The following is a 26003-nucleotide window of genomic DNA, read 5'->3' on the forward strand; positions in this document are numbered from 1 at the left end:
CCCTTGTCTTTGCTCGTCCTTTACCATGAGGTTTGACCCCAGGGCGGCCGGCAGGCACCGGCCCCCACCGACCCCGTTAAGGAGTCCCGTTCCGTAATGGAGCCTCCCAGTACCGGCCGTGCCATGGCCGGCCCGCCAGTCCCCCCGAATGCGCGTGAGGGAAGCGGGGTGGCACGGTGACCGAGGTCCTGCTGCTCCTGCTGGCCCTCCTCCTCACCCTGGCCTGCGCCGTCTTCGTCGCGGCCGAGTTCTCTCTCACCACCGTCGAGCGCTCCGACCTGGAGCGTGCCGCCGAGTGCGGTGAGCGCGGCGCCGACGGCGCCCTGAAGGCCGTACGGTCGCTGACCCTCCAGCTCTCCGGCGCCCAGCTCGGCATCACCGTGACCTCCCTGGTCATCGGCATGCTGGCCGAGCCGTCGGTCGCCGTGCTGCTGCGCGGCCCGCTGACGGCGATCGGCCTGGGCGGTGCCGCCCCGACGGTGGCGACCGTGCTCGGCGTGGTCGTCTCCACCGTCGTCCTGATGGTCGTCGGCGAGCTGGTCCCCAAGAACTGGGCGATCTCCCGCCCGCTGGCCGTCGCGAAGGTCGTCGCCGGCCCGCAGCGCGGCTTCACCACCGCCTTCGGCCCCTTCATCCGCCACCTGAACAACACGGCGAACCGCTTCGTGCGCCGCTTCGGCCTGGAACCGGCCGAGGAGCTGGCCTCCGCCCGCAGCGCCGAGGAACTGGTCGCCCTGGCCCAGCACTCGGCCGCCGAGGGCGCCCTGGAGGCGGACTCGGCCGAGCTGTTCGTGCGCACCCTGCACCTGAGCGAGCTGACCGCGGAGAACGTCATGACGCCGCGCGTGGACGTCAAGGCACTGGAGGCCCACGCGACCGCCGCCGACGCCGCGAACCTCTCGCACGCCACCGGCCTGTCCCGCTTCCCGGTCTACCGGGACAGCCTCGACGAGGTCATCGGCACCGTGCACATCCGCGACGTGCTGGCCCTGGAGCCGGACAGGCGTCGGGCCACCCCCGTCACCGAGCTGGCCACCGCGCCGCTGCTGGTGCCGGACAGCCTGCCCGCCGACCGCCTCCTGGAGCGCATGCGCTCCACCCGCACCATGGCCGTCGTCATCGACGAGTACGGCGGCACGGCGGGCGTGGCCACCGTCGAGGACATCGTGGAGGAGGTCGTCGGCGAGGTGCGCGACGAGCACGACCCGGTCGAGATACCGGACCTGCTCCCCGCCCCCGCCGAGGCCGACGGCCGCGCCGCCTGGGAGGCCGACGGCTCGCTCCGTCTGGACCACCTGGAGCGCATCGGACTGACCGCGCCGGAGGGGCCGTACGAGACCCTGGCCGGCCTGGTCGCCACCCACCTGGCACGCATCCCGGCCAAGGGCGACGTCGTCGACCTGGACGGCTGGCGCGTCGACGTCCTCGACGTCGACCACCACCGCGCCGACCGCCTGCGGATCACCGCGCCCGCGCCGGTCATGCCGGCCGACCGGGAGCCGGAGGCCGCCCGATGACCGTCGTACAGCTCTTCATCGGCGCCCTGACGCTGCTGACCAACGCGTTCTTCGTCGGCGCCGAGTTCGCCCTGATCTCGGTGCGCCGCAGCCAGATCGAGCCGCGCGCGAAGGCGGGCGACAAGCGCGCCCGGATGACCCTGTGGGGCCTGGAGCACATCTCCCAGATGATGGCCACGGCCCAGCTCGGCATCACCGTCTCCTCCCTGGTGCTCGGCGCCGTCGCGGAGCCGGCCATCGCGCACCTGATGGAGCCGGCGTTCGAGGCGGTCCACATGCCGCACGCGCTGGTCCACCCGGTCGCCTTCGCGATCGCCCTGGCCCTCGCCACGTACCTGCACATGCTGATCGGCGAGATGATCCCGAAGAACATCGCCCTGGCCGCCCCGGCGACCACCGCGATGGTCCTCGGCCCGCCGCTGGTCGCCCTCACCAGGGCACTCAAGCCGGTCGTCTTCGGCATCAACGCCTTCGCCAACACGCTCCTCAAGCTGCTGCGGGTGGAGCCGAAGGACGAGGTCGAGGCCGTCTTCACCGACGACCAGCTGGCCCGCATGGTGGTGGACGCCAGCGAGGCCGGACTGCTCACCCCGGCCGACGGCGAGCGGCTGCGCGACGCGCTGGAGCTGGGCACCCGCCCGGTCGGCGAGATCCTGGTCCCGGTCCCGAAGATGCGCACCGTCGGCCACACGGTCACCCCGGCCCAGCTGGAGCGCCTGGCCGCCGAGGCGGGCTACTCCCGCTTCCCGGTCACCGGCCCCGGCGGCACCGTCCTGGGCTACCTGCACATCAAGGACACCCTGGGCCTCACCGACCGCGACGCCCCCTTCCCGCGCTCGGCGCTGCACCGGGTGACCCGGGTCCGCATCGACACCCCGCTGGACGACACCCTCACCGCCCTGCGCACCGAGGACAGTCACCTGGCCGCCGTCACCGGCGAGACGGGCGCGGTCCTGGGCTTCGTGACGATGGAGGACGTCCTGACGGAGCTGGTGGGGCCGACACCGGTCTGATCCTCCGCCGTCCGGCGAACGTGGCCGCCTCCCGCGGTGACACCACTGCGGGGGCGGCCACGGCTCGTCCCGCCGGTCCACCGGCGCGCGCCCGGTGCACCGGCTCCGCCTCACGCCGCCCGCCTCACGCCGCCCGCAGCGCGTCCGCCGGCGGCGTGCGCAAGGCGTGCCGGGTGGGCAGCTCGATGGTGACGTACGCGGTCAGGACGACCGTCGCCGCCACCGCGGGCAGCAGCCAGGCGGGCCCCGCCGGCCAGGGCCGGCCGAGGAAGCCCTGGCCCAGCAGGGCGAGGGGGAGGGCGGACAGGAGCAGGCCGGAGACGAGGGCCGCGGCGGCCACGACGGCGGCCTCGCGGCGCATCATCGCGCGGACCTGCCGAGGCGTCGTGCCGACCAGACGCAGCGCGGCGATCTCGGCGCGGCGCTGGGCGGTGGCGGCGACCAGCTTGTTGGCGATGCTCAGCAGCAGGTAGCCGAGCAGTACGACGACGGTGGCCAGGTTGACCCACACCTCCGGCGGCGTGTCCGCGCCCGGGGAGTCCGCGTCCGGGGCGGTGCTCGCCACGGCGAGGCCGGCGCGGTCGGCGGCCAGCGCGGTCAGACCCCGCGCGGCCGCGTCGGTGCCGTCTGTGCGGACCAGGACGCTCCGGTCGAGGTCCGTCGTGGTGTGCCCGGCGGCCAGCTCCCGGGAGAGGACGACCGGGCCGAAGCCCAGCCCCCGGTCGTACACGGCGACGACCCGGGCGTCGACCTGCGTCCCGTCGCCCAGCACCAGCCGCACCCGCTCCCCGAGGCCCGCGCCGCGGGTCCGCGCGGCCTCGCCGCTGACGGCGACCGTGTCGCCGGTGAGCCGGTCCAGGCCGCCCTCCGTCACGCCGAGGTCGACGACGTCCCCCGTGTCCGGGCCGAGCACCATCGCCGACGCCGACTCGGCCGCGGGCTCACCGAACTCCTCGTACTCCCACACCACCGTGGTCGTGCCGACGGGCGCCGCCGCCCGCACGCCCGGCACCTCCCGCACGGCGGGCAGCGTGTCCGCGGGCAGCCCGCCCAGGGCCGGCGCGGTCACCTCGTACTGGGCGAGCGTGCCGCCGCGGGTGTCGTCCGAGGTGGCGGCGAGCACCGTCGTCTGCGCGAACGTGTACGTCAGGACGAAGACGACCGCCATGGCCAGCGGGCTGATCACCCCCGAAAGGCGCAGCGCGTAGCCGCGCACGTTGGCCAGCGCCAGCCATGTCGGGGCCGCGACCCCGGGCCGCAGCCGCCCTGCGACCGCCGCACCGGCCCGCTGGACCAGCGCCGGCCCGGACAGGGCGAGGCCGATGGCGGCCAGGATGCCCGCGATGGACGTGGCCGAGGCCCCGAGGACCGTTCGCGACATCAGCGGCGCCGCCGACAGCACGCACGCGCCGAGCATCAGCAGCAGGCCGGCGCCGGTGCGCACCCGTGAGGGCCGGCGCGGCTCGCTGCGGGACTCGGCGACCGCCTCCGTGGCCGGCCTGCGGGACGTGCGCCAGGCCGCGCAGCGGGCGGAGAGCTGCACGGCCGCCGCCACCAGCAGCAGCGTGGCGACCGCGGGCAGCGGGGAGAGCGTGAGGGGCAGTTCGTCCGGCAGCACCCCGCGCCCGGCCAGCAGCTCCCGGAACCGGCCCGCCAGCAGGTAGCCGAGCGCCACGCCCGGTACCAGGGCCAGCGCCGCCACGACCGAGGACTGCGCGGCGGCCAGCCGGCGGATCTGCTTCGGCGTCGCCCCGACGGCCCGCATCAGCGCCAGGTCGCGGCGCTGCCCGGCGATCGTCACGCCCAGCGCGCCCGCGACGACGAACCCGGTGATCAGCAGCACGATCCCGGCGAGCGAACCGGCCAGCAGGATCAGCAGCGAGCGCGCCGAGCCCACGCCGGGCTCCACGGCCTCACCCCGGTCCGCGCCGGTGACGACCTCCAGGCCCGTGCCCGCCACCTGCTCGCGCACCGCCGAGGCGACCCGGTCCCCGGCTCCGTCGTCGACCCGCAGGCCGATCAGGTCGACGGTCCCGGCGCGCGTCCCGTCGCCGTCGCCGCCGCGACCGGCCAGGCGCGAGGCCGTCCCGTCCGCGAAGTAGACGCCCGCGCCCGGGGCGTCGACCACCGCGGAGACCCGGTAGGCGGTGGCGGGGCGGCCGTTCGCCACGACCTCGACCCGCTCGCCCACCGCGACGCCCGCCGCCGCGGTCACGGCGACCTCGCCCGCGCCCGACGGCGCCCGGCCCGTCACGCGCGGGTCCGCCAGCAGCTTCGTCGACGACCAGCCGTGGCCCGCCGTCCTCGGGTCGTCGGCGGACGCGAGGACCTGTCCGCGCGGGCCGACCAGCGCGGCCGGGAAGCCGATGTCCCCGACCGCCGCCGTGACCCCGGGCAGGGCGGCCAGCCGGTCCACGAGCCGGTCCGGGACCGTGGCGCGCTCGGGCAGCGCGATCGGCAGGTCCCCGCGCGGGTGGAACTCCTGGTCGGCCGCGACCACGACGTCCGCGCCGCCGAGCCGTCCGGGCGGCAGCTGGGAGCGCAGCCCCGACTCGGCCAGTACGCCGGTGGTGGTGATCAGCGCCGCGCCGCCCAGGACCGCGCACGTCACGGCCAGCAGTGCGGTGACCCGGTGCGCGGCCATCCGCCAGGCGAGGTACAGCACGTCTACCGCTCTCCCAACGCCACGAGGCGGTCGGCCAGGTGCGGCGCGGTCGGCCGCTCCAGCGCCTCGACCACCCGGCCGTCGGCCATCACCAGGGCCCGGTGCGCGCGGGCCGCGGCGGCCGGGTCGTGGGTGACCATCACCACCGTCTGGCCCAGGTCGTCGACGAGGCCGCGCAGCAGGTCCAGCACCTGGTGGGCGCTGCGCAGGTCCAGCGCCCCGGTCGGCTCGTCCGCGAAGACGACGGCGGGCTTGGCCGCCAACGCCCGTACGACGGCGGCCCGTTGCTGCTGCCCGCCGGACAGCTCGGCCGGGCGGTGCGCGAGCCGGCCGGCCAGCCCCACCCGCTCGGTCAGGGTGCGCAGCCAGTCCCGGTCCGGGCGCCGGCCGGCCAGGCGCAGCGGCAGCGTGATGTTGTCCTCGACACTGAGGGAGGGGATCAGGTTGTACGCCTGGAAGACGAAGCCGACGCGCTCGCGGCGCAGTTCGGTGCGGCGGGTCTCGTTCATCCCGGAGATCTCCTGCCCGTCGATGCGGACACTGCCCGACGTGGGCGAGTCCAGCCCGGCGGCGCAGTGCATCAGCGTGCTCTTGCCGGACCCCGAGGGGCCCATCACGGCGAGGAACGTGCCGTGCTCCACGGTGAGCGACACGTCGTCGAGGGCCCGTACGTCCCCCGGGTAGGTCCTGGCGACGTGCGCCAGCGCGATGGCGGGGGCCCTGAGCGCGGTGGCCGTCGTGACCGCGGTGCTCATCGACGCCCCCGCAGGGCGCGCACGACGAGGGTCCCGGCGGCGAGCACGGTGACGACGCCGCTGGCCAGGTGCACCCAGGTGGGGGCGCCGCCGAAGGAGGCGGTCATGTTGGCGACCGCGCTGACCACCACGAGGGCCCACAGCAGGGCGCGGAGGACGTCCCCGCGGGAGACGGCGTCCGGGCCGTCGTCCGCACCGCCCGTGGGGGCGCCCGCGGGCGGTGCGGTCAAGCGGTACGGGTCCTGGTGCGTCATGGCGGCGTCCTCCGTGGGCTGCGCTCTCGGTACGTCACCGACGCTATGGACCCCGACCCCCTCCGGCCGATCCCGTGGGCCGCCCGGTCCGGGGTACAGCAGGCTGTACCTTCCGGCTCCGGGCGTGGCTGGGGCCCTGTCGGGGACCGGGGGCGGGCCGCCGGAAGCCCGCCCGCCGACGACTTTGCCCTCTCTTTACAACCCGCCCCTGCGCCGCCTCGTCTCTCCGTCCGATCCGCACCCCACGCGACACACGCGACGACCGACGAGACCGACGAGAGAGAGCGACCCGATGCGCCGCACCATCCTCAGCGCCGTGGCCCTGGCCTGCACCGCCGTACTGGCGGGCATCGCCCCCGCGTTCGCCACCGACCCCACCCCGGTCCCCTCCAGCCCCGCTGCCGCCACCCCGAGCGCCGAGCCGTCCGAGGCGCCCGGCACCGGTACCGGGCCGTCCGAGGTGCCGACGCCCTCCGTCAGCGCCCCGGCCCCGGCGGCCGAGCCGTCCGAGGTCCCGGCCGACGGCCAGGTGTCCGTCGTGCCCGAGGGCGCGGCCGACACCGGGGTGGGGGCCGCGCAGTCCTCCGGGAGCGACGCCGGGCTCATCGGCGCGGGCGCCGGTGCCGGGCTCCTCGCGGGCGGCGCGGTCCTCTTCGTCGTACGCCGCCGGCGGGCGGCGACCGGGGCATGACCCCGCGCTCCGGGCGCGCCCTCGCCGCCGTCGTACTGGCCGCGGTCCTCGCGGGCTGCGGCGGGCAGGGGAGTGACGCGGGCGGTGGCCGGGCGGGCGGAGAGGACGGGTCCGCCCGGCCCGCGACCACCGCCCCGCCCGCGCAGCCGTCCGCGGAACCGGTGCGGCCCCTGGCGCGTTCGGCGCCGGTCGGCCTGCGCATCCCGGCCATCGGAGTGGACACCCCGGTGATGCGGCTGGGACTGGCGTCCGACGGCACGGTCGAGGTCCCGCCGGTCACGGACGACGACCTGGCGGGCTGGTACCGGCACTCGCCGACCCCCGGCCAGATCGGTCCCTCCGTCGTCCTCGGCCACGTCACCGTCGGCAGCCACGGGGACGGGGTCTTCCGCCGGCTCGCGCGGCTGCACCGGGGCGACCGGGTCGAGGCGCGCCTGGCGAACGGCACGGCCGCGGAGTTCGCGGTCACCGAGGTACGGACGGTGGCGAAGGCGGAATTCCCGACCGACGACGTCTACGGCGACGTGGACCGCCCGGAGCTGCGGCTCATCACCTGCGGCGGGCCGCGCAGCGGCGACGAGTACCGGGACAACGTCATCGTCTTCGCCGAGCTGACCGCGACCACCGGTGCGACCGCGGGCGCGACCACCAGCGCGCGGAGCCCCGCGGTCTCCTGACCGACGGCCCCGCGCACCGGCATACCCTCACGACCATGGAGAGCGTTGAAACGGTCCCGTGACAGGGCGGCGTCCGAGCTGTTCGCCGCCCTGTACCCGCGCCTCGCCGGCTGGTGCCGCCGGCTCGTCGACGACGACGAGACGGCCCACGAGATCGCCTCGGAGGCGTTCACCCGCCTCTGGGCCCGCTGGACGTCCGTGGACGAACCCCGGGGCTTCCTCTACGTCACCGCCGCCAACCTCGTCCGCGACCACTGGCGCAAACTGGAGCGCGAGCGCCGGGCGGTGCGCCGGGTCACGGCCGAGGTCGCCGTCCGCCCGCACCCGGAGCAGGCCGACCCCTCGGTGCGGCTGCTCGTACAGTCCTTGCCGGAGCGGCTGCGCGTGCCGATCCTGCTGCACTACTACGCCGACATGCCGATCCGGGAGGTGTCCGTGCTGACCGGGCGCAAGGAGGGAACCGTCAAGGCCGACCTGCACGCGGCCCGTGAACTGCTCCGCGTCCACCTGAGGAGAAGCGTTGACCACACGCCTTGAGGGCGGCCAGGACGATCAGGACGACCGGGGCGGCCAGGGGTTCGGGCGGGACGACGACGATCCGCTGCTGGTCGTGCTGCGTCCGGGGGCCGACTACCTGGGCCCGCCGCCCGGCCGCTACGAGGCGATCCGCCGGGCTGCGTCCCGCCGGCGGCTGCTGCGCGCAGCGGCCGGCGCCGCCGCGACCGCTGCCGCCGCCGCACTGATCGCACTGCCGCTGAACTGGGCGGCCCCGTCGCCCCCCGCCCGTCCGACGGCTCCGCTGGCCCCGGCTCCCGCCGACCCGCCACCGGCGTCGCCCGGCCCGGTGCCGTCCCGGGAGCCCTCGAGCCTGCCCTCGGAGGTCGCCACGCCCGAGGCGTCCCCGCCCTCCGCGACGAAGACGCCGCCGACGGCGGTACCGAGCACGCCGCCCACCGGGAACCCGCCGTCGGCGAGCACACCCGGGACCGGGCCGTCGGCCCGCCCGAGCACGCCGCGCACACCGTCGGAGTACGGCGGCACTACCGCCACGGCGGGACACTGACCCGGCGGAGGCTGATCCGGCGAACGCTGATCCGGCACTGATGATCAGCCGCCGACCCCGCACCGACCGGACCCCGCCCCGGCACCGACCGGAGCCGTAGCGTCCGGTCCGGTGCTCCCGTACCCGGACGCTTCAGCGGTGGTGCCGGGCCGCCCCCGCTCTGCCTCAGCCGTCCAGGGGTGTGGCCGTGTTCCCGCCGAGCAGCGCCGACGCCGTCTGGACCGGCGTGGCGTCGGGGGCCGGCGCGGGCGCCGCTCCGGGTGCGGCGTGGCAGGTGAAGCCCAGGCGCGCCATCGCCCGGGTGACCTCACCGGCGGAGAAGTCGCGGCGGTCCTGCCGGGTGACGACCTCGCCCACCTGCTTGACGGGGTAGCGGCGGCGTCCGACGGTCACGGACTCCCCGGTGATGGGCTCGGGCGTGATGCCCTTCATCGACTCCACCACCCCGCCCTTGGTGAGGTCGAACGGGTACCGGGCGATGACACAGCGCATGATGCCTCCACGAGAGGGACGGGGCGGATGGGTTTGCCGGTCGCGCGTGTTCTAGGCAGACGCGCCACCTGAGGACGGGCGCCGAGGCCCGCGACGCGGGGCGTCACCGGCGGGCCGGCCCTGGGCGCCCCGTCGCCGGCCGGAGCCGCCTTCCTGACGGGTGCGGCTCTGACCGGAGTTCTCCTGGCGGGAACGGCCCTGCCCCGTGGACCCCTGACCGGTGCGGTCCTGGCCGGTGCGGCCCTGCGCGCCGCCACCGCCACCGCCGCCGCCCCGGCGCCGCCGGGACGAGGAACCGCCGCCGGACGCCGCGCGCCGCGGGCGCTCCACGACCGGCGCCGTGATGACGACCGGGACGCCGGACGGTGCCTGCGCACCGGTGATGCGGGACAGTTCCGCCTCACCGGAACGCACCGGTGTGATCAGGGGGCTGATGCCCGCCAGGGCCATCAGCCGGGTCATCTCGCGCCGCTGGTCCGGGGTCACCAGGGTGACGACGCTGCCGGACTCGCCGGCGCGGGCCGTACGGCCGCCCCGGTGCAGGTAGTCCTTGTGGTCGCCGGGCGGGTCGACGTTGACGACCAGGTCGAGGTTGTCGACGTGGATGCCGCGGGCCGCGACGTTGGTCGCCACCAGCGCGGTCACCTGACCGTCCTTGAACTGGGCGAGCGTGCGGGTGCGCTGCGGCTGGGACTTGCCGCCGTGCAGGCCCGCCGCGCGCACGCCGCTCTTCAGCAGCTGCTTCACCAGCCGGTCCACCCGGTGCTTGGTGTCCAGGAACATGATCACCCGGCCGTCGCGGGCCGCGATCTCGACGGTGGTGCGCTGCTTGTCCTCCTCGTGGACGTGCAGCACGTGGTGCTCCATCGTGGTGACGGCGCCGGCCGACGGGTCGACGGAGTGGACCACCGGGTCCGTCAGGTAGCGGCGGACCAGCCGGTCGACGTTGCGGTCCAGGGTGGCCGAGAACAGCATCCGCTGCCCGTCCGGGCGCACCTGGTCGAGCAGGGCGGTGACCTGCGGCATGAAGCCCATGTCGGTCATCTGGTCGGCCTCGTCCAGGACGGTGATCGCCACGTCGTCCAGCAGGCAGTCGCCCCGGTCGATGAGGTCCTTGAGCCGTCCGGGCGTGGCGACGACGACCTCCGCGCCGGCCCGCAGCGCGCCGGCCTGCCGGCCGATCGACATGCCGCCGACGACGGTCGCCGAGCGCAGGCCGAGGGCCCGGGCGTAGGGGGTGAGCGCGTCGGTGACCTGCTGGGCGAGCTCCCGGGTGGGGACGAGGATCAGGCCGAGCGGCCGCTTGGGCTCGGCGCGCCGGCCCGCAGTACGGGCCAGCAGGGCGAGGCCGAAGGCGAGGGTCTTGCCCGACCCGGTGCGGCCGCGGCCGAGCACGTCGCGGCCGGCCAGGGAGTTCGGCAGGGTCGCCGCCTGGATCGGGAACGGGACGGTCACGCCCTCGTCGCCGAGCGCGGCCAGCAGCCGGGCGGGCATGTCGAGTTCGGCGAACGACTCGACGGCGGGCAGTGCCGGTGTGACCGTCTTCGGCAGCGCGAACTCCCCCTGCGGGGCGGCCGGCCTGCGACCGGGGGTCTGGGCGCGGCGGGGGCCGCCGCCGGAGCGTCGGCGGTCACTGGTGCGTACGCGGTTCATGGGGAACCTTCCTTGATACGGCACGTATCAAGGGAGTCCCGCAGCGAGGAACCGCGCGGTGAATCGCAAGAACGAGCCGGCCTCGGCCGCTGTCGGCGTATTGCTTCACGCGGACGCGGACCGGGAAACGAAAAATGAGAAACGAAACGCGACGGAGAGACGCGAAACGCGGAGAAGTCAAAACGAAACGCGAGCGGGGGCCCGCACCCCACGGTGCGGGCCCCGGCTGCGAGGTGATGCGAGCGCGTCAGGCGACGACGATGTTCTCGGCCGTCGGGCCCTTCTGGCCCTGCGCGATGTCGAACGTCACCTTCTGGCCCTCGAGCAGCTCACGGAAGCCCTGGGCGGCGATGTTCGAGTAGTGGGCGAAGACGTCGGGGCCGCCGCCGTCCTGCTCGATGAAGCCGAAGCCCTTTTCCGAGTTGAACCACTTAACGGTGCCGGAAGCCATGTTTTCTCCTTCGGTACGGTGCTCGGAGTTCACCCTGTGCGAACTCCGGTCGCCGTGATGATCACCCCGTCGGAAAAAACCTTCAGGCAACCACAACTGCAACTTCCTACGACAGTAGCACGCCGGGTTCCCCGGGGCGCCGGAAAAAGGCCGGTTCGACCGGCCGGTCGGGGAATATTCTCAGCCGGCCCCGGACCGACCTGCGGGGACGGCGGCCCACCCCCGGACCTGGGCGGTGACGTGCTTCACTGCCTCGGCGTGAGGCCGGGCGCCGTCGGGGCGGCCGGGGCCGCCCGGACCCGTCAGTTTTCGAGAAGCACCGGCTGGCGGGCCGCCCATACCGTCGACGCCATGAACGCCATCGACGCCATCACCCTGGAAGTGGCCGACCCCGAGGCCGCCGCCCGTTTCTATTCCGCCGCCTTCGGGCTGGACCCGTCGAGGGTGCGCCTACGCGCCTGCGAGACCCCCACGTCCGGCTTCCGCGGTTTCACGCTCTCGCTCGTGGTGTCCCAGCCGGGCAACGTCGACGCGCTCTTCACCGCCGCCGTCGACGCGGGCGCCACCGTCGTCAAGCCGCCCGCCAGGTCGCTGTGGGGCTACGGCGGCGTGGTCCAGGCACCCGACGGCACGATCTGGCAGCTCGCGACCTCCAAGAAGAAGGACACCGGCCCGGTCACCCGGGACTTCGACGAACTCGTGCTGCTGCTGGGCGTCGAGGACGTGAAGGCCAGCAAGCGGTTCTACGTCGAGCAGGGCCTCGCCGTCGCCAAGAGCTTCGGCGGCAAGTACGTCGAGTTCGACACCGGCTCCGGCGCCGTCAAGCTGTCCCTGTACAAGCGTCGCGGCCTCGCCAAGGTCGCCGGTGTCCCGGCCGACGGCACCGGGTCGCACCGGCTCGTGCTCTCGGGCGCCTCCCGCCCGTTCAGCGACCCGGACGGATTCGTCTGGGAGACCGAGCCCGCCAGGACGTGACCGGGTCGGAACCCGATCTGTCACCTTCCCGTCTTCTTCTGTCGGCGGGCCCGTACATTTCCCTTCGACAGGAAGACGACAGCCTCCAGCTCACCGCCCGTCGTTTTCGCCGGATTCCTTGCTATTGAGCGCATTTCGTAGCAAACAGAATAAAGATTGAGATACATGCCACCGCGGGTGTTTTCACGAATATGCCGCCGACCACGGGCGAGACTCTGGGCCGTGGCGGGTGTGGCGGCCCTCGCCTTCATGGTCGTGCTGGAGGTCGCCGCGCGTCGCTACGGCGAGCCGGGGCCGCTCACCAATCAGGCGAGAGAGGCGATATTCGCCCCCGCGTCGGGACCGCTGCTGTACGCGGGCCTGGCGTTGACGATCGTGGTACTCACCTGGCGGCAGCGGTTCGTCGCGGCCGGCGCCGCGGTCGGCATCGACGTCGCCTTCACCCTGGTGCGGTGGGCGGCCGGGGCGCGGGTGACCGAGGGGCACTCGTTCGGCAACGGCGCGCTGTGGGCGATCCTGGGCTGCGCGGTCGTCGCCGTCACGCGCCGCACCGGCCCGGACCGCGTCCTGCTGCTGAAGGGCGTCGGGCTGGGCCTGCTGCTGGTGGCCGGCCGCAAGACCGGCGACGCCTGGCTGCTGATCACCTCCAAGACCCGCCCGGCGGTGCTCGACCAGTACGTGGCCACCGCCGACCACGCGCTCGGCAACCCGTCGTGGGTGATGGGGCGCCTGGTCGAGGCCACCGCACCGGTCGGCCCCCACGTCCTCGACTGGGTCTACGCCCAGCTCGCGGTGGCCGCGGCCGTGGCCGCCCTGTACCAGCTGCGCAACGTCGCCGCCGAGCGCCGCTTCCCGCGCCACCACCTGGTGCGCACCTTCCTGCTGATCGGCCTGCTCGGACCGGCCGTCTACATGATCTACCCGGTGGTCGGGCCGGTCTTCCTCTACGGCACCGGCGCCTTCGGCACCGGCGGGGCGGAGTGGGCGGTGGCCGACATCTGGCCGGACGCCCTGCCGCCGCTCGGCCCTCCCCACCCGGTGACGTACGACGGTGTCACACCCCGCAACTGCATGCCCAGCCTGCACACGGCCTGGGCCGTCGCGATCTTCATCCACACCCGCAGGAGCCCGCGCCCCCTGCGCTTCGCAGGAACGTTTTGGCTGGTCGCCACGCTCACCGCGACCCTCGGGTTCGGCTACCACTACGGTATCGACCTCGTCGCCGGCGTGGTCTTCGCGGTCACGATCGAGGCGGCACTGCGCTCGTACGACCGCGGCTGGGACCGGTCGGGGACCCGGCTGGTCGCTCACGGCGTGGTGGTGTTCGCGGCGGTCCTGGCGGCGTCCCGCTACCTGTCCCTGGAGATGGCCCACCACCCGTGGCTGTACGGACCGCTCCTCCTCCTCGCCATGGCCTCGGTGATCCACGGCTACGTGCGGACCACCAGGCGGTGGGAGCCCAGGACGGCGACGGTGCCGCGACAGGCCGAAGCCCAGCTCGAACCGGCCTGAGCCCGCCTGATCGGCGGGCCGCCTCCGCGAAGTCGTACACCGCCCAGTCCACGACCGGGCGGTAACCGAGGCGCCGGTACAGGGCGTTGCTGGTCGGATCGGCGGCGTTCGTGTACAGCACGACCTCCTTGGCACCGGCCGCCCGCGCGGCCCGGCTGGCCTCGGCCGTCACGGCACCCGCGTAGCCGCGGCCGCTCAGGGGGGCCGGGGTGTGGACGGGGTCCACCTGGACCACCCCGGCGATCATCGGGTTGGCGCCGGCCATGGAGACGGGGATGCCGTCCGGGGTCTCCCAGAAGGTGTAGCTCTTGTCGGCGAACCGGGTGCCGGCCCAGGATCCGGCGTCGACGGTGACGGCTTCCCCCACGTCCGCGGCGAACTCGAGAGGCACCGCCGGGAAGAGACCGGCCCGGAAGAGGCCGGTCTCGCCGCGCCGCGCACTACTTGCTGACCGCGAACCGCATCAGGGCGTGCTCGTCGCCCTGCTTGAGCTTCCCGGTCTCGTTGACGACCTCCAGCTTCCAGACGCCGCCCACCCGCACGGCCTTGGCCACGGCGCAGGCGTTGTCCTGGCTGAGCAGGCTGGGCCAGATGTCGGCGACCTGCTGCGTGCTGCCCCCGGTGGCGTCGTACACCTTGAAGCTGATGTTGCGGGCCTTCTGGAAGGAGCTGCCCTTCTTGTAGGCGGCGGCGACGAACACGATCGACGTGATGGGTGCGGGCAGGCCGGCGAACTCGACCGTCACCGTCTCGTCGTCCCCGTCCCCGTGCCCGGTCTGGTTGTCGCCGCTGTGGAGGAGCGAACCGTTGCCCATCGGGTCGAGGGAGTCCAGGCCGGCGAGGCGCACCGGGTCCCCGCCCTGCATGGCGACGGCGATCAGGTCGAGGTCGGTGCCGGTCTTGCGGCGCAGCTTCCCGAGCACTCCGCCGCTGCTGCCGGCGGTCGGGTCCCAGGAGACGCCGATGGACAGGTGGGTCACTCCGTCCAGGTCCGCGGGGCCGTCTTCCTTGGTCAGCGTGATCATGTGCGCTTCTTCCTTGCTGTCGTGTCAGACGTTGACGCCGAAGTCGGCGGCGATACCGGCCAGCCCCGAGGCGTAGCCCTGTCCGCCGGCCCGGAACTTCCACTCGGCGCCGTGCCGGTAGAGCTCGCCGAAGACCATCGCGGTCTCGGTCGAGGCGTCCTCGGAGAGGTCGTAGCGGGCGATCTCCTGGTGGTCCGCCTGGTTGACGACCCGGATGAAGGCGTTGCGGACCTGGCCGAAGCTCTGGCCGCGGTTGTTCGCGTCGTGGATGGAGACCGGGAAGACGATCCGGTCGACCTCGGCGGGAACGGCGGTCAGGTTCACCTTGACGGCCTCGTCGTCGCCCTCGCCCTCGCCGGTGAGGTTGTCGCCGGTGTGCTCGACCGAACCGTCCGGGCTGGTCAGGTTGTTGTAGAAGACGAAGTGCCCGTCCGTCAGGACCTTGCCGGAGGCGTCGAGGAGCAGCGCCGAGGCGTCCAGGTCGTAGTCGGTGCCGGTCGTGGTGCGCACGTCCCAGCCCAGACCGACCAGTACGGCGGTCAGGCCCGGTGCCTCCTTGCTCAGCGAGACGTTGCCGCCCTTGGCCAGGGAGACTCCCATTGCGTACTCCTTCTCGATGTCTGCGTCGTGACAGTGGGGCCCGGCGGTCGGGCCGGTCAGCGGCGGGAGTTGCCGAGCACCAGGCGGTAGCCGACCAGCAGGACGAGGGCGCCGACGACGGCGGACCCCCACGTCGCGGCGTCGAAGAACTCCCGCTGCACCGGACGGTCGAGGAACGTGGCCGACAGCCAGCCGCCCAGGAAGGCGCCGGCGATGCCGATCACCGTCGTGCCGACACAACCGCCGGGGTCCCGTCCGGGCAGGATCGCCTTGGCGATCGCTCCGGCGAGGAGTCCCAGTACCAGCCAGGCGATGACACCCATCGTTCCGGTGCTCCCTTCCACTGCTCTGTCCGTGTGTTCCGCCCGTGCGGGGCCGGGCGGTGTCCGGACAGCTTAGCTTCTACAGAGATGTAGAAGTCGGGGCGGTGGCGGAAAGGGCGGATCGACGGAGCCGCACACCGTCCGAGAGGCCCGGGACCCCGTGCGCGACGGGAACGGTCACACGTCCGTGACGTCGGCGATGTCGAACACGTCCATGGCGTCCGGGAGTTCCCCGTCGAGCCGCTGCTCGGACCAGATCGTCTTGTCCCGGCGCCCGTGCCGCACCCCCCAGTGGGAGCTGAGCCGCATCACGATGTAGAGACCGCGCCCGCCCTCGTCGCTCGCGCGGGCCTGACGCAGATGAGGGCTGGCGCTGTTGGTGTCCGTGACCTCGCACAGCAGCCGCCCCTGGTCGTGGATGAGCCGCAGCCGCACCGGGCCGTTGCCGTGCCGGATGGCGTTGGTGACCAGCTCGCTGACGATGAGCTCGGTCGTGTGGGCCGCACCGTCGAGGTCCCAGACGGCGAGCTGCTGGTCGACGAGCCGGCGTGCCGTGCCCACGACGGACGCGTCGGCGGGCAGGGTCCAGTCCGCGACCTGCTCCGGCGGCAGCACGTGGGTGCGGGCGAGGAGGAGGACGGCGTCGTCGTGGCGGGAGGGCGCCATGCGGTACACGGCGGTGTCGCACAGCTCCTGCAGGGGCCGGGCGGTGGGGGCGAGGACGTGCTCGAGGTGCCGCCGGGCTGCCGCCTCGCCCTCGCCGACGGCGGTGAGGAGACCGCCGGTGCAGTGGGCGAGCAGGCTGCCCGGGGGAACCTCGAACACGGTCGGGGTGAAGGCACGCCCGCCGCCCGTGCCCAGGGGCGGCCCCTGCGCGAAGTCCACGGCGACCGGCGAGCCGTCCGGGTCGATGACCACGGGGGCGGGATGCCCCGCCCGGATCGTCACGCACTGCCGGGACACGGGGTCGTAGACGGTGATCACGCAGGTCGCCACATGCGTCGCCGCGGTGGGCGCGGTCGCCGCGGCGGGCGCGTCGGCGGCCGAGAGCTGGGCGGCGACCTCGTCCAGGTGGGTCAGCAGCTCGTCGGTCTCCAGGTCCTGAAGGGCGAGGGTGCGCAGGGCGACGCGGAGCTGGCCCATCGTCGCGGCGGCTTCGATGCCGTGGCCGACGACGTCCCCGACGACGAGGGCGACCCGGGTGCCGGAGAGGGGGATGACGTCGAACCAGCCGCCGCCGGCCCCCTCGGGCAGGTAGACGTGGGCGGTCTCCACCGCGGACAGGCGCGGGATCACGCCGGGTTGCAGCCTGCGCTGGAGCGTGGACGCCACGGTGCGCTCGCGGCGGTAGCTGTGCGCGTTGTCCAGGTGGGCCGCCGCGGTGGCGGCCGCCTGCCGGGCGACGTCCAGGTCCGCTTCCTCGAAGGGGTCGACCCGGTTGCGGTACAGGGTCAGCAGCCCGAGCACGGTGTCCCGGGCCGTGAGCGGCACGACGATCATGGAGCGGACGTGCGCGGCGATCAGCGGCGCGAAGCCGTCCGGGTCGGCCGAGAGCCACGGGGCGTCCGCGGAGACGTGCACGAGACGGGCCCGGGCGTCGTTGAGGGCCTGCGTGTACGGGGTGGGGAAGGGAAAGGGGCGGCTGTCGCCCTCCGCCCTGCTCACCGGCGCGTCCGGGGGAGCGAAGGACACCCGGCGCAGCGGCACCGCCGACGGCACGGGGCCGGCCCGGCGCACGGTGCCGTCCGGTCCGTCGTCGATCAGGTCGACGCTCGCCATGTCGGCGAAGCCGGGCGCCAGGGCCCGGACCAGCTCGTCGGCCGTGACCCGTGCCTCCAGCGTGGAACCGACGGTGGCGTGCACCGTACTGAGCACGGCGAGGCGGTCCGCGGCGGCCTGCCGCTCGGTCACGTCCTCCACCACGCCCACCAGTCCGGGGACGCCGTCGCCGGGTCCGCGCAGCGGGAAGAGGGACACTTCGACGGCGAGGGTCCGGTGCGGCTCGGAGGGCGACCGGCCACGGACCAGCCGGCTGCGCAGCGGCTCACCGGTCGCCAGGACCTCGTCGATCAGCGCCCTGAGCTCACCGCCCTCGAAACCGGGGGCGAAATCCTCGACGCCGCGCCCGACGACGTCCTCGGCGGACAGGCCGCGCACCCCCCGCCCGGCGGGGTTGTAGCGCGTGACCTTCTGTTCGGCGTCGAAGACGAACAGACCCTGAGGCGAATCGGCGAACAGCGCGCTCAGCACCGCAGCGTCGTCAACGGGACCGCCCGTCACCGCAAGCTCCCTTCGCGGACCTCCGTCCCCACCCTCTCGCATCGCCCGGGCACGGCAACTCGGCCGCTGCGGCGCGGTGGGGTCCGCCGGGCCGCACGCCGCCTCGCTCACCACGCCTCCGTGTCGTCCGCCGTCCCCCGCGCCGGCCGGGGTTCGCGGCGCTCGCCCCCTGCCGCCCCGCCGCTCGCCTTCCGCAGCCGGGTCGCGAGCAGCGGCAGGACGAGCACGGAGATCATCGCGGCCCCGACCAGGGCGGCCGCCCGGTCCGTGCCGAGCAGCCCCTGGTCCACGCCGATCGTCGTGATCGCCACGACGAGGGGCAGGCACGTCGACGCGAACAGGGCGAGCGCCGTCCGGTCGGCGCGGCGCAGGTCCTTCGGGGCGAGGACGTACACGGGTCCGCCGCGCACCACGAGGCACAGCACCAGGAAGACCGGCACCAGCGACAGGGCGACCGGGTCGTGCAGCAGGGCGTCGAGGTCGAACTCGATCCCGGTGACCACGTAGAACAACGGCACCAGGAACCCGAACCCCATCGCCTCCACCTTGCCGACGACCTCCTCGCCGGCCTCCGGCACGGCCCGCCGCAGCACCAGCCGGGTCAGCACCCCGGCGGCGAACGCGCCCAGCAGCACGTCCAGACCGAACACCTCGGCCAGGCCGAGCATGCAGGCCAGCAGCAGCATGACGAACCGGACCGCGAACTGCCCGCTGCTGTGCAGGGTCCGCTCGGTCAGCTCACCGAACCACCGGGGCCGCGGGCGCAGCGCCCAGAACACGGCACCGGCGGTGACCACCCCGAAGGCGACGAGCAGGGCCGCCGACTCGGCCGGCCGGCGACCGCTGAGCAGCAGCGCCATCGCCACGACGGGACCGAACTCGCCCACCGCGCCGAACGCCGACACCACCGTCCCGAAGCGGCCCCGCAGCTCCCCGGCGTCCCGCAGCATCGGCAGTACGGTCCCCAGCGCCGTACTGGTCAGGGCCGTACCGACGACGAACGCCTCGAACACCTCGCCGCCGCTGAACAGGAACCCCACACCGATACCGAGCAGGAGTGAGGCCGGCCAGGCCCACAACGCCCGGCGCAGGGTGTCTCCCCGGACCGCGGCGAACTCGATCTCGTAACCGGCCAGGAAGATCAGCATCGACAGTCCGAGGTCGGCGAGCGTGTCGACGACCTCGTCGGGACGCGCCCAGCCCAGGACCTGCGGGCCGATGACGATGCCGAGGGCGATCTCGAAGATGACCAGCGGAACCCGGACCCGGCGCCCCGTGACGTGCACGAGCAGCGGAGCCAGGACGGCCGCCGCCATGATCAGGACCAGGGTGCCGGGGTGGGTCATCGGGTCTCCCTGGCAGGCGGCGTGCGCGGGCCGTCGTCGTACACGGCCGCTGCCACTCTCACCCGCCGGGCGGCACCGGACCACCCGGCCCGGGCCGACGGAGGGAACGCCGGGACACGGTGGAAGACGCCGCATGATCACGGAAGAAACCACTTCCGCCGTATCTGTCTGTTCGGCACTCCTGAAGGTACTTTGGTGGAGAAGGCCCCTGAAGGAGGGCGATTCGATGCCGTGGTTCGTATGGCTGCTCGCCGCCGCGGCACTGGGTGCCGCGGAGTTCTTCACCCTGACGCTGGTCCTCGGTCTGCTGGCCGGTGCCGCGCTGGTCGCCGCCGTGGTCGCCGGGCTGGGCGTCGGCCTCCTCGGCCAACTGGTGGCGCTGGCCGTGGCGGCGGTGGCGGGCGTCGTCATCGTCCGGCCCGTCGCACTGCGCCACATGACCCAGCAGCCCCTCACCCGCGAGGGCAGCGACGCGCTGATAGGCAAGCGGGCCGAGGTGATGCAGGAGGTCACCGCGACCCACGGCCTGATCAAACTCTCCGGTGAGGAGTGGTCCGCCCGCGCCTTCGACGAGAGCCTGGTGATCCCGGTGGGGGCGCTGGTGGACGTCATGGAGATCGAGGGGGCGACGGCCGTGGTCTACCCCCGCGAACTCCTGCCGTGAGCAGTGAAGCCATGAAGCAGTGAAGCCATGAAGCCGTGAAGCCGACGACGCCACGACACCCTGAACGACCGTGAACGGCACAAAACGGAGCGAGCAACGGAGGCACTGTGGATCCGCTTGTCATCCCCATCCTCGTGGCGGCCCTGGTCGTCGTCTTCCTCGTGGCCTCCACCGTGCGGATCGTCCCGCAGGCGCGCCGCTACAACGTCGAGCGGTTCGGCCGCTACCGGCGGACGCTGCAGCCCGGCCTGAACCTGGTCGTGCCGGTGGCGGACCGCATCAACACCAAGCTCGACGTGCGCGAGCAGGTCTATTCGTCCGACCCCCGGCCGGTGATCACCGAGGACAACCTCGTGGTGAACATCGACACGGTGCTCTACTACCAGATCACCGACCCGCGCGCGGCGGCCTACGAGGTCGCCGACTACCTCCAGGCGATCGACCAGCTCACCGTGACGACACTGCGCAACGTCATCGGTTCCATGGACCTGGAGGAGACCCTCACCTCCCGCGAGGAGATCAACTCGCGGCTGCGCGCCGTACTCGACGACGCCACCGGCAAGTGGGGCATCCGGGTCAACCGCGTCGAGATCAAGGCCATCGACCCACCGCACACCATCAAGGAGGCGATGGAGAAGCAGATGCGCGCCGAACGCGACAAGCGCGCGGCCATCCTGCACGCGGAAGGGGAGCGGCAGGCCAAGATCCTCACCGCCGAGGGCACGCGGCAGAAGGACATCCTGGAGGCCCAGGGCACGCAGCAGGCCATGATCCTGCGGGCGGACGGCGAGGCCAAGGCGGTGGAACTCGTCTTCCAGGCCGTCCACCGCAACAACGCCGACCCGAAGGTGCTGGCCTACAAGTACCTGGAGACGCTCCCGCACCTGGCGAGCAGCGACAACAACACGTTCTGGGTGATCCCGGGCGAGCTGACGGAAGCGGTCCGGACCGTCACCCACGCGTTCGGCGACCGGTCGGCGGCGGGCCCGCCGGCGCCGGTGCCGGCGGAGGAGGAAGCCACCGCCGACGCCACCGACACCTCCGACACGGTGGCCGGAACGGGGACGCCGCAGCTCGGCGCGGCGGGCCGTGCCGTCTCCCTCGACGCCGCCACGGCCGCCGACGAGGCCGGGAAGCAGGCCGCCGCCGCGGTGCACGACGCCAAGGCGGAAGCGGAGGCGGCTCAGTCGACCCAGATTCCCCACCGGGGCGGACGTCCGGCGACTGAGCCGGGCCACGGCGGCGGACGACGTGGAGCAGCGCCGCCTCCAAGCGGAACTGCGGAACCCGTGATCAGGGCGCCGTCCTGCCGCCGCCGCGTCCTCGTCGCCGACCTGCCACCCACGCGCGCATGCTCGGCCGGGAAGGTCCGGCCGAGCACCTGCCGGGGCGGATCGCGGCCCGATCGCTCACCGTGTGCCGCGACGCCCTTCGCGTGCGTCAGTCCGAGGTGATGCGGACCGTGACCGAGCCGTAGGCGTACGCGTGCCGCGTGTCGCCGTAGTACTGGACGGTGTACTGGACATCGCCCTTGGCCTTCGGCTGGTCGGTGTACTCGAACGTGCCGTCCGCGGCGACGCTCGCGGAGCCGATGAGCGTGCCCTCACCCGCCATAGGGTCGTCGATCCGCCAGATGTCCACGGTGTTGCCGGCGCCGAAGCCCACGGGCGCTTCGAGCTTCCCGGTCAGCGTGAGGTCCTGGTTCCGCGGTGACGAGGCCGGTGCCCGCACGGTGACGGTGGTGTCGACCCGCGGGTGGTTCAGGACCTGGAGCGTGAGGGACGAGGAGCCGCTGGTCTCGGTGACCGCGAAGATCCGGCTGCCGTCCGGGGCCCAGGCCAGTCCGCCCGACACGAGGGTGGTGTCGGCGTAGTCGGAGGGCTCCGGGAAGTCCCAGGCCGTGTAGGCCGTGGGGCTGCCCTGCGCGAAGAGGTGCACGTCGGATGCGGACGGCCCGTAGACGCCCGCCGCTATCGTCCCGGCGGGGTCGACGGCCACTGCCGTGGGGGACCAGCTGGTGGTGTAGGTGCCGTTGTCCGCCAGGTCGGCCGTGCGCAGCGCCTGGTGGTAGTGGGCCGAGGCGCAGGCGACGACGACCTGCTGCCCGTCCGGGGTCAGGGCGACGTCCTGCAGGCTCGCGCACCCGTCCGGCCCCGGATCGACGCGCCTCGCCTGGGCGTCGGCCTGACCGCTGCCCACGTCGTACACCGCCACGGCGGCCGTGTTGCCGTCGGACTCGGCTGCCACGAGAGTGTTCGGGACCTGCGGCGTGGCGGCCAGGCGGGGGGAGCCCCGGAACGTGTCGAGGGCCTGGTTCCTCGTGACGACCGGCTGCGCACCGCTCAGATCCAGCGAGCCGAGAGCACCCCTCCAGGTGTCGAGGCTGTAGCCGAACCAGATCTTGCCCCCGGCCAGGGCGAGGGAGGTCGGACCGGCGTAGGCGCCCGCGCCGGTGCCGGTGTCGTACCGGGCGGTCTCCTGCAGGGTGACGGTGTCGATCGCGGCGATCGCGCCGGCGTCGCGGAGCGCCACGTACAGCGTCCTGGAGTCGCCGGACAGCGCGAACCCCCAGGCGCCGTCCGCACCGCTGATCTGCTTCACGACCTGGCCGGTGTAGTCGGTCACCACAATGCTGTCACCGAAGGGGTCACTGAGGAAGACCCGCTGGTGAACGGCGTCCACGGCCATGTCCCGGTACGAGCTGATCGGCAGGGGGACACCGGTGTCCGCGGCGGCTGCGGACGTGCCGAGGCCGAGCAGCGAGAGGCTCAGAGCAGCGGAAAGCGCCGCTCTTTCGACAAACTGTCTTATGCGCACGTGATCGGTCGCTTTCCTTCTTCAAGGACATCGTCTGGTGGTGAGCACCGCTCGACAGCAGGACGGGCACGGCGGTCAGGCGCTGCGCCCGTCCTGCCGCTGTCATGATCGGCAGGCGGCACTTTCCCAGCGCACAGGCCCACGCAGACGTCACAGTGTCCGCAACGGCGACGTCGTTTGTCCGCGGGCGGGGCCGGGGAGAAGGCAGGTGTCGTTCGTGTCCGGGGGAGGGGTGCGGGGATGCCGACCGAGTCGATGATCGCGCCGGCCGCGGCGGGCGGTGACCGCCGTCGTGCGGGCCGCCGGGACGGACGCGTGGGGGAGTGTCCGGGCGACCACGGCTCCGACGCGTGACGCGTGAATCCGGTGACCTCGGTGTCCCCGGTGTCCCTGGTGACTCCGGTGACTCCGGTGACTCCGGTGTCCCGGGCGGTCCGGGCGTCCCGGGCGGTCCGGGCGGGTGGCGGCCGGACATCCCGCGCGTGACCGGGAACACGTTCCACAGCAGTGCCGTGCAGGCCGGGTACCAGAACTTCCAGATCAACAACTGGAACCCGCCCCGGGACGGCAGGGCCCACGTGGTGGGGCGGATGCCCGACGTCGGGCGATGGATCGACCGGGAGAACGAGACCCGGCAGCTGCTGGCCGGGCTGGACCCCGGCTGCGGTGCTCCGGGCCCGGTGGTCGTCCACGGCCCGGCGGGTGTGGGCAAGACCCTCCTTGTCCGGGCGGTGGCACAGGAGGCGAGACGTGCCGAGCGCCGCTGGTTCAGCGGCGAACTGGTCGTCGAGATGGACAACCGGCCCGGTGACGCGGGCGTGGTCGGCGACGGGCTGAGCCGGGCACTGCGGCTGCTGGCCGGGGCGCTGGACCTGCCGGTGCCCCGGTCGGGGACGCTCGACGAGCAGCGGGAGCTGTTCGGCCGGTACCTGCTGGACCACGCCGAGGCGCACGGCAAGCCGATGCTGATCGTCGTGGACGGCGCCACCGCCGCCGACCAGGTCACCCCGTTCCTGCCGCCCGGCGGCACGGGCCGGCTGCTGGTCACCAGCCGTCGACAGCTGACCGAACTGCTGGACGAGCACGCGGCGTTCCACGCGCTCGAACGGTTCGCGCCCGCCGAAGCCGTGGCCCTCCTGGGCGCCGTCGTGGAGAACGCGTTCGGCGAGGACCGTCGGGTCACCGACGACGCGGAAGGCGCGCGAGCGGTGGCCGAGCTCTGCGACCACCTGCCGTTCGCCCTCATGCGGGCGGCACACCTTCTCGTCACCTGCCCGGGCATGTCCGTCGGCAGGCTCCGCGACAGGCTCGCCGACTCGTCGAGCCGACTGGCCGAACTGGACACCGGCGGCCGGAGCGTACGCTCCACCCTCGACGAGTCGTACCGGCTGCTCTCGCCCCAGGCCAGGAGACTGTTCCAGTTCCTGCCCCTCCACCCCGGGCTCGACATCGGGGTCCACGCCGCCGCCGCGCTCGCCGCGGTCTCACCGCTCACGGCCGCCAAGCGGCTGAGCGAGCTGCACGGCCTGCGCTTCCTCGAACGAAGCACCTGCTACGACGGATACCGCTTCGAGTCCCTGGTGCTGCTCTACGCTCGCGAGCACGGCCAGGAGGTCGCCGCCGACGAGCGTGCGGCCGCGTTCTCCCGGCTCATGGACCACTACACGGTCACTGCCGGGGCCGCCGTCGAGAAACTGCCCGGTGCTCCCCGCCGCCCCCGCCCCGAGCTCCACGAGGGACTGTTGCGGAGCCGGGCACCGCACTCCGCCGCCCGTGCGCGAGCGGGCCTGAACGCGGCCGGATCCGCGCTCGCCTGGCTGGACGCGGAGCTGCCGAATCTGGTGGCCGCCGTGCTCCGCTCCCAGGACCACGAGGAGGCGCAGGGGCGCGCCGTGCTCCTGGCGTTGGGACTGACCGCGTTCTTCGACCTGCGCAAGCACTGGGACGACTGGCTGCTCACCCATGAGGTGGCGGCCGATCTCGCGGGGCGTCTGGGGCTGAGGGAGCACCGCAGCCACTTGCTGTGCGAGATCGGCCGGGCTCACCACCAACAGGGTCGGCTGCACCAGGCGTTGGCCCGATACCGGCAAGCGGTGGACGCCTGGGACCCTCGCGACGGCCGCCCGGACACCGCGGTCTCCCTCATGTACCGGGCGCTGAGCGAACTGGGCGAGCCCTTGAACCCCGGTGGCGAGGGCGTCGCCGCGCTGGAAAGCCTGCTGGAGGCGTGTGAGCGGCCTCCCGGGACCACGGCCGCCGCGGAGACCGGGCGCGGGGTCGCGGCGATCCTCAACAATCTCGGTGTCGTGGAGGCCCGGCAAGGAGACGACCTGCGGGCCCTCGCACGTCACGAGCGTGCCGTCGAACACAGCAGACGTGCCGGCGACCGACACGGTGAGGGCCAGTCGCTGCTGCATCTTGGAAACGTCCAGCTGCACAGCGGCGATCTCCCGTCCGCCCGGGACTCCTACCTACGGGCCTTCCGCGCCTTCCCGGCCGAGGACCGGTTCGCCCGGGGGCAGGCCGCGTACAACTTGGGGCTCGCCTGGGCGGCGACGGGTGACGTGCGCCAGACCCGTGACTGGCTGGACACCGCGATCCGGGAGTTCTCCGAGGCCCACCCGGATGCGGCGCTGCATGAGGCGCGGAAGCCGGAGCAACAGGCACGGCAGGCGCGCCGAGGCATTCGCGGTCTCGCCCGCGGTCGCGCCTCCCTGCGGCGCATCCCCTTGAACCCGTTCAGCCCTCTCGTCGCCCTGCCGCCGGCCGGCGCACTCCTTCTGCACGATGTCCGCCCGGACCCCGCCGGCGGTCCCGCCCTCGCGCTTCGTTACCCGGACGGCTACACCGCCTCGCACGGTCTGGCCGAGCCGTCCTTCCCGGACGACGACGTACTCACCGCTCTCCCCGTGGGCGCCGTCACCGAGACCGCGCCCGCCGCCTCCCCGCTGCCCGTGGACGCGGCGGAGGACCGGCCCGCCCCGAGGACCACGTACGGCGACACCCTCGGCGGATCACGCACCCGCGACACGAGCGGCGGCGACCACGGCTCGTCCGTCACCGCCGACGACAGCTCTGCAACCGGCGGATCCGACGCCTACGACTCCTCTTCCGGGTCCTCGTACTCGTCCTCGGACGACGCGGGGCACGACTCTTCGTACGGAGACGACTCCGCGTCCGGCCACAGCGGGAGCAGCACGTCCGGATACGGCGACGAGCCCTACTAGCGA

The 26003-nt window shown here is 73.6% G+C and carries 22 protein-coding genes and 2 pseudogenes; 11 read left to right on the forward strand and 13 right to left on the reverse strand.

Translation table 11 applies throughout. The annotated features are described in order from the left end of the window. Positions 1-176 precede the first annotated feature (176 nt). Together ACLIN4_RS18195 and ACLIN4_RS18200 are read left to right on the forward strand one after the other, a co-directional pair. Positions 177-1517, forward strand: a complete 1341-nt coding sequence (locus ACLIN4_RS18195) for a hemolysin family protein (RefSeq protein WP_411576011.1) — start codon at positions 177-179, stop codon at positions 1515-1517. Then, positions 1514-2530, forward strand: a complete 1017-nt coding sequence (locus tag ACLIN4_RS18200; RefSeq protein WP_107480079.1) for a hemolysin family protein — start codon at positions 1514-1516, stop codon at positions 2528-2530. Before ACLIN4_RS18195 ends, ACLIN4_RS18200 begins: the two co-directional genes overlap by 4 nt. Positions 2531-2654: 124 nt before the next feature. Here the strand turns inward: ACLIN4_RS18200 and ACLIN4_RS18205 are convergent, their stop codons facing one another. The 3 genes from ACLIN4_RS18205 to ACLIN4_RS18215 are packed head-to-tail and all read right to left on the reverse strand — an operon-like array spanning position 2655 to position 6204. After that, on the reverse strand, positions 2655-5195 hold the full coding sequence (locus ACLIN4_RS18205; RefSeq protein WP_411576012.1) for an FtsX-like permease family protein: 2541 nt from the start codon (positions 5193-5195) through the stop codon (positions 2655-2657). Between the two features lie 2 nt (positions 5196-5197). Then, positions 5198-5950, reverse strand: coding sequence for an ABC transporter ATP-binding protein (locus ACLIN4_RS18210; protein WP_307652442.1), 753 nt, complete (start codon positions 5948-5950; stop codon positions 5198-5200). Next, positions 5947-6204 (reverse strand): hypothetical protein, encoded by a 258-nt coding sequence (locus ACLIN4_RS18215; RefSeq protein WP_100046535.1) that lies wholly within the window; start codon positions 6202-6204, stop codon positions 5947-5949. Before ACLIN4_RS18215 ends, ACLIN4_RS18210 begins: the two co-directional genes overlap by 4 nt. 292 nt (positions 6205-6496) lie before the next feature. Here ACLIN4_RS18215 and ACLIN4_RS18220 point away from each other — a divergent pair, with 292 nt between their 5' ends. Genes ACLIN4_RS18220 through ACLIN4_RS18235 form a run of 4 tightly spaced genes read left to right on the forward strand, consistent with a single transcriptional unit; the run spans position 6497 to position 8635 of the window. Beyond that, on the forward strand, positions 6497-6895 hold the full coding sequence (locus ACLIN4_RS18220; RefSeq protein ID WP_411576013.1) for a sortase-dependent protein: 399 nt from the start codon (positions 6497-6499) through the stop codon (positions 6893-6895). After that, the gene (locus ACLIN4_RS18225; protein WP_289908595.1) at positions 6892-7572 is read left to right on the forward strand and encodes a class F sortase; all 681 of its coding nucleotides are present in this window, start codon (positions 6892-6894) and stop codon (positions 7570-7572) included. Before ACLIN4_RS18220 ends, ACLIN4_RS18225 begins: the two co-directional genes overlap by 4 nt. 45 nt (positions 7573-7617) lie before the next feature. Further along, positions 7618-8109 (forward strand): RNA polymerase sigma factor, encoded by a 492-nt coding sequence (locus ACLIN4_RS18230; RefSeq protein WP_043371515.1) that lies wholly within the window; start codon positions 7618-7620, stop codon positions 8107-8109. Then, positions 8093-8635, forward strand: coding sequence for a hypothetical protein (locus ACLIN4_RS18235; protein ID WP_411576014.1), 543 nt, complete (start codon positions 8093-8095; stop codon positions 8633-8635). The genes ACLIN4_RS18230 and ACLIN4_RS18235 overlap by 17 nt, the downstream gene beginning before the upstream one ends. A 165-nt stretch (positions 8636-8800) precedes the next feature. Here the strand turns inward: ACLIN4_RS18235 and ACLIN4_RS18240 are convergent, their stop codons facing one another. The 3 genes from ACLIN4_RS18240 to ACLIN4_RS18250 all read right to left on the reverse strand — a co-directional run bounded on the left by ACLIN4_RS18240 (position 8801) and on the right by ACLIN4_RS18250 (position 11231). Continuing rightward, positions 8801-9127, reverse strand: coding sequence for an SCO5918 family protein (locus tag ACLIN4_RS18240; RefSeq protein ID WP_289908597.1), 327 nt, complete (start codon positions 9125-9127; stop codon positions 8801-8803). Between the two features lie 51 nt (positions 9128-9178). Continuing rightward, positions 9179-10780, reverse strand: coding sequence for a DEAD/DEAH box helicase (locus tag ACLIN4_RS18245; protein WP_411576015.1), 1602 nt, complete (start codon positions 10778-10780; stop codon positions 9179-9181). A gap of 247 nt (positions 10781-11027) precedes the next feature. Next, complete coding sequence (locus ACLIN4_RS18250; protein ID WP_019324834.1) at positions 11028-11231, reverse strand: cold-shock protein; 204 nt, start codon at positions 11229-11231, stop codon at positions 11028-11030. 351 nt (positions 11232-11582) lie between these two features. On the opposite strand from ACLIN4_RS18250, the gene ACLIN4_RS18255 reads away from it, so the two are divergent. Next, on the forward strand, positions 11583-12206 hold the full coding sequence (locus ACLIN4_RS18255) for a VOC family protein (RefSeq protein ID WP_307652439.1): 624 nt from the start codon (positions 11583-11585) through the stop codon (positions 12204-12206). 222 nt (positions 12207-12428) lie between these two features. Continuing rightward, on the forward strand, positions 12429-13718 hold the full coding sequence (locus tag ACLIN4_RS18260; RefSeq protein WP_307652438.1) for a phosphatase PAP2 family protein: 1290 nt from the start codon (positions 12429-12431) through the stop codon (positions 13716-13718). 25 nt (positions 13719-13743) lie between these two features. On the opposite strand, the pseudogene ACLIN4_RS18265 reads toward ACLIN4_RS18260, so the two are convergent. The 6 genes and pseudogenes from ACLIN4_RS18265 to ACLIN4_RS18290 form a co-directional block, all read right to left on the reverse strand. After that, positions 13744-14100: pseudogene (locus ACLIN4_RS18265) on the reverse strand (GNAT family N-acetyltransferase); the annotation flags it as partial. A gap of 58 nt (positions 14101-14158) precedes the next feature. Next, the gene (locus ACLIN4_RS18270) at positions 14159-14743 is read right to left on the reverse strand and encodes a TerD family protein (RefSeq protein WP_100046543.1); all 585 of its coding nucleotides are present in this window, start codon (positions 14741-14743) and stop codon (positions 14159-14161) included. Between the two features lie 24 nt (positions 14744-14767). Next, positions 14768-15343 carry a TerD family protein gene (locus ACLIN4_RS18275; RefSeq protein ID WP_411576016.1) on the reverse strand — a complete coding sequence of 192 codons (576 nt, stop codon included), beginning with the start codon at positions 15341-15343 and terminating at the stop codon, positions 14768-14770. A gap of 56 nt (positions 15344-15399) precedes the next feature. Continuing rightward, complete coding sequence (locus tag ACLIN4_RS18280) at positions 15400-15666, reverse strand: GlsB/YeaQ/YmgE family stress response membrane protein (RefSeq protein WP_100046545.1); 267 nt, start codon at positions 15664-15666, stop codon at positions 15400-15402. A 177-nt stretch (positions 15667-15843) separates the two neighbouring features. Then, entirely contained in the window at positions 15844-17946 is a 2103-nt protein-coding gene (locus ACLIN4_RS18285) for a SpoIIE family protein phosphatase (protein ID WP_107478531.1), read from the reverse strand. Between the two features lie 107 nt (positions 17947-18053). Continuing rightward, positions 18054-19292: a cation:proton antiporter gene (locus tag ACLIN4_RS18290; RefSeq protein WP_307652436.1), complete on the reverse strand. Its 1239-nt coding sequence runs from the start codon at positions 19290-19292 to the stop codon at positions 18054-18056. Positions 19293-19518: 226 nt separating this feature from the next. Here ACLIN4_RS18290 and ACLIN4_RS18295 point away from each other — a divergent pair, with 226 nt between their 5' ends. Together ACLIN4_RS18295 and ACLIN4_RS18300 are read left to right on the forward strand one after the other, a co-directional pair. After that, a complete protein-coding gene (locus ACLIN4_RS18295) occupies positions 19519-19956 on the forward strand; it encodes an NfeD family protein (RefSeq protein ID WP_107478533.1) in 438 nt (145 codons plus the stop codon). Positions 19957-20063: 107 nt separating this feature from the next. Next, positions 20064-21184, forward strand: a pseudogene (locus tag ACLIN4_RS18300) (SPFH domain-containing protein). Positions 21185-21396: 212 nt separating this feature from the next. Here the strand turns inward: ACLIN4_RS18300 and ACLIN4_RS18305 are convergent. Continuing rightward, a complete protein-coding gene (locus tag ACLIN4_RS18305) occupies positions 21397-22773 on the reverse strand; it encodes a hypothetical protein (protein WP_411576017.1) in 1377 nt (458 codons plus the stop codon). Positions 22774-23255: 482 nt separating this feature from the next. On the opposite strand from ACLIN4_RS18305, the gene ACLIN4_RS18310 reads away from it, so the two are divergent. Continuing rightward, entirely contained in the window at positions 23256-26000 is a 2745-nt protein-coding gene (locus ACLIN4_RS18310; protein WP_411576018.1) for a tetratricopeptide repeat protein, read from the forward strand. Positions 26001-26003: the final 3 nt, after the last annotated feature.

It is taken from the genome of Streptomyces mutabilis, from assembly GCF_046628145.1.
GTDB classification, from domain to species: domain Bacteria; phylum Actinomycetota; class Actinomycetes; order Streptomycetales; family Streptomycetaceae; genus Streptomyces; species Streptomyces mutabilis.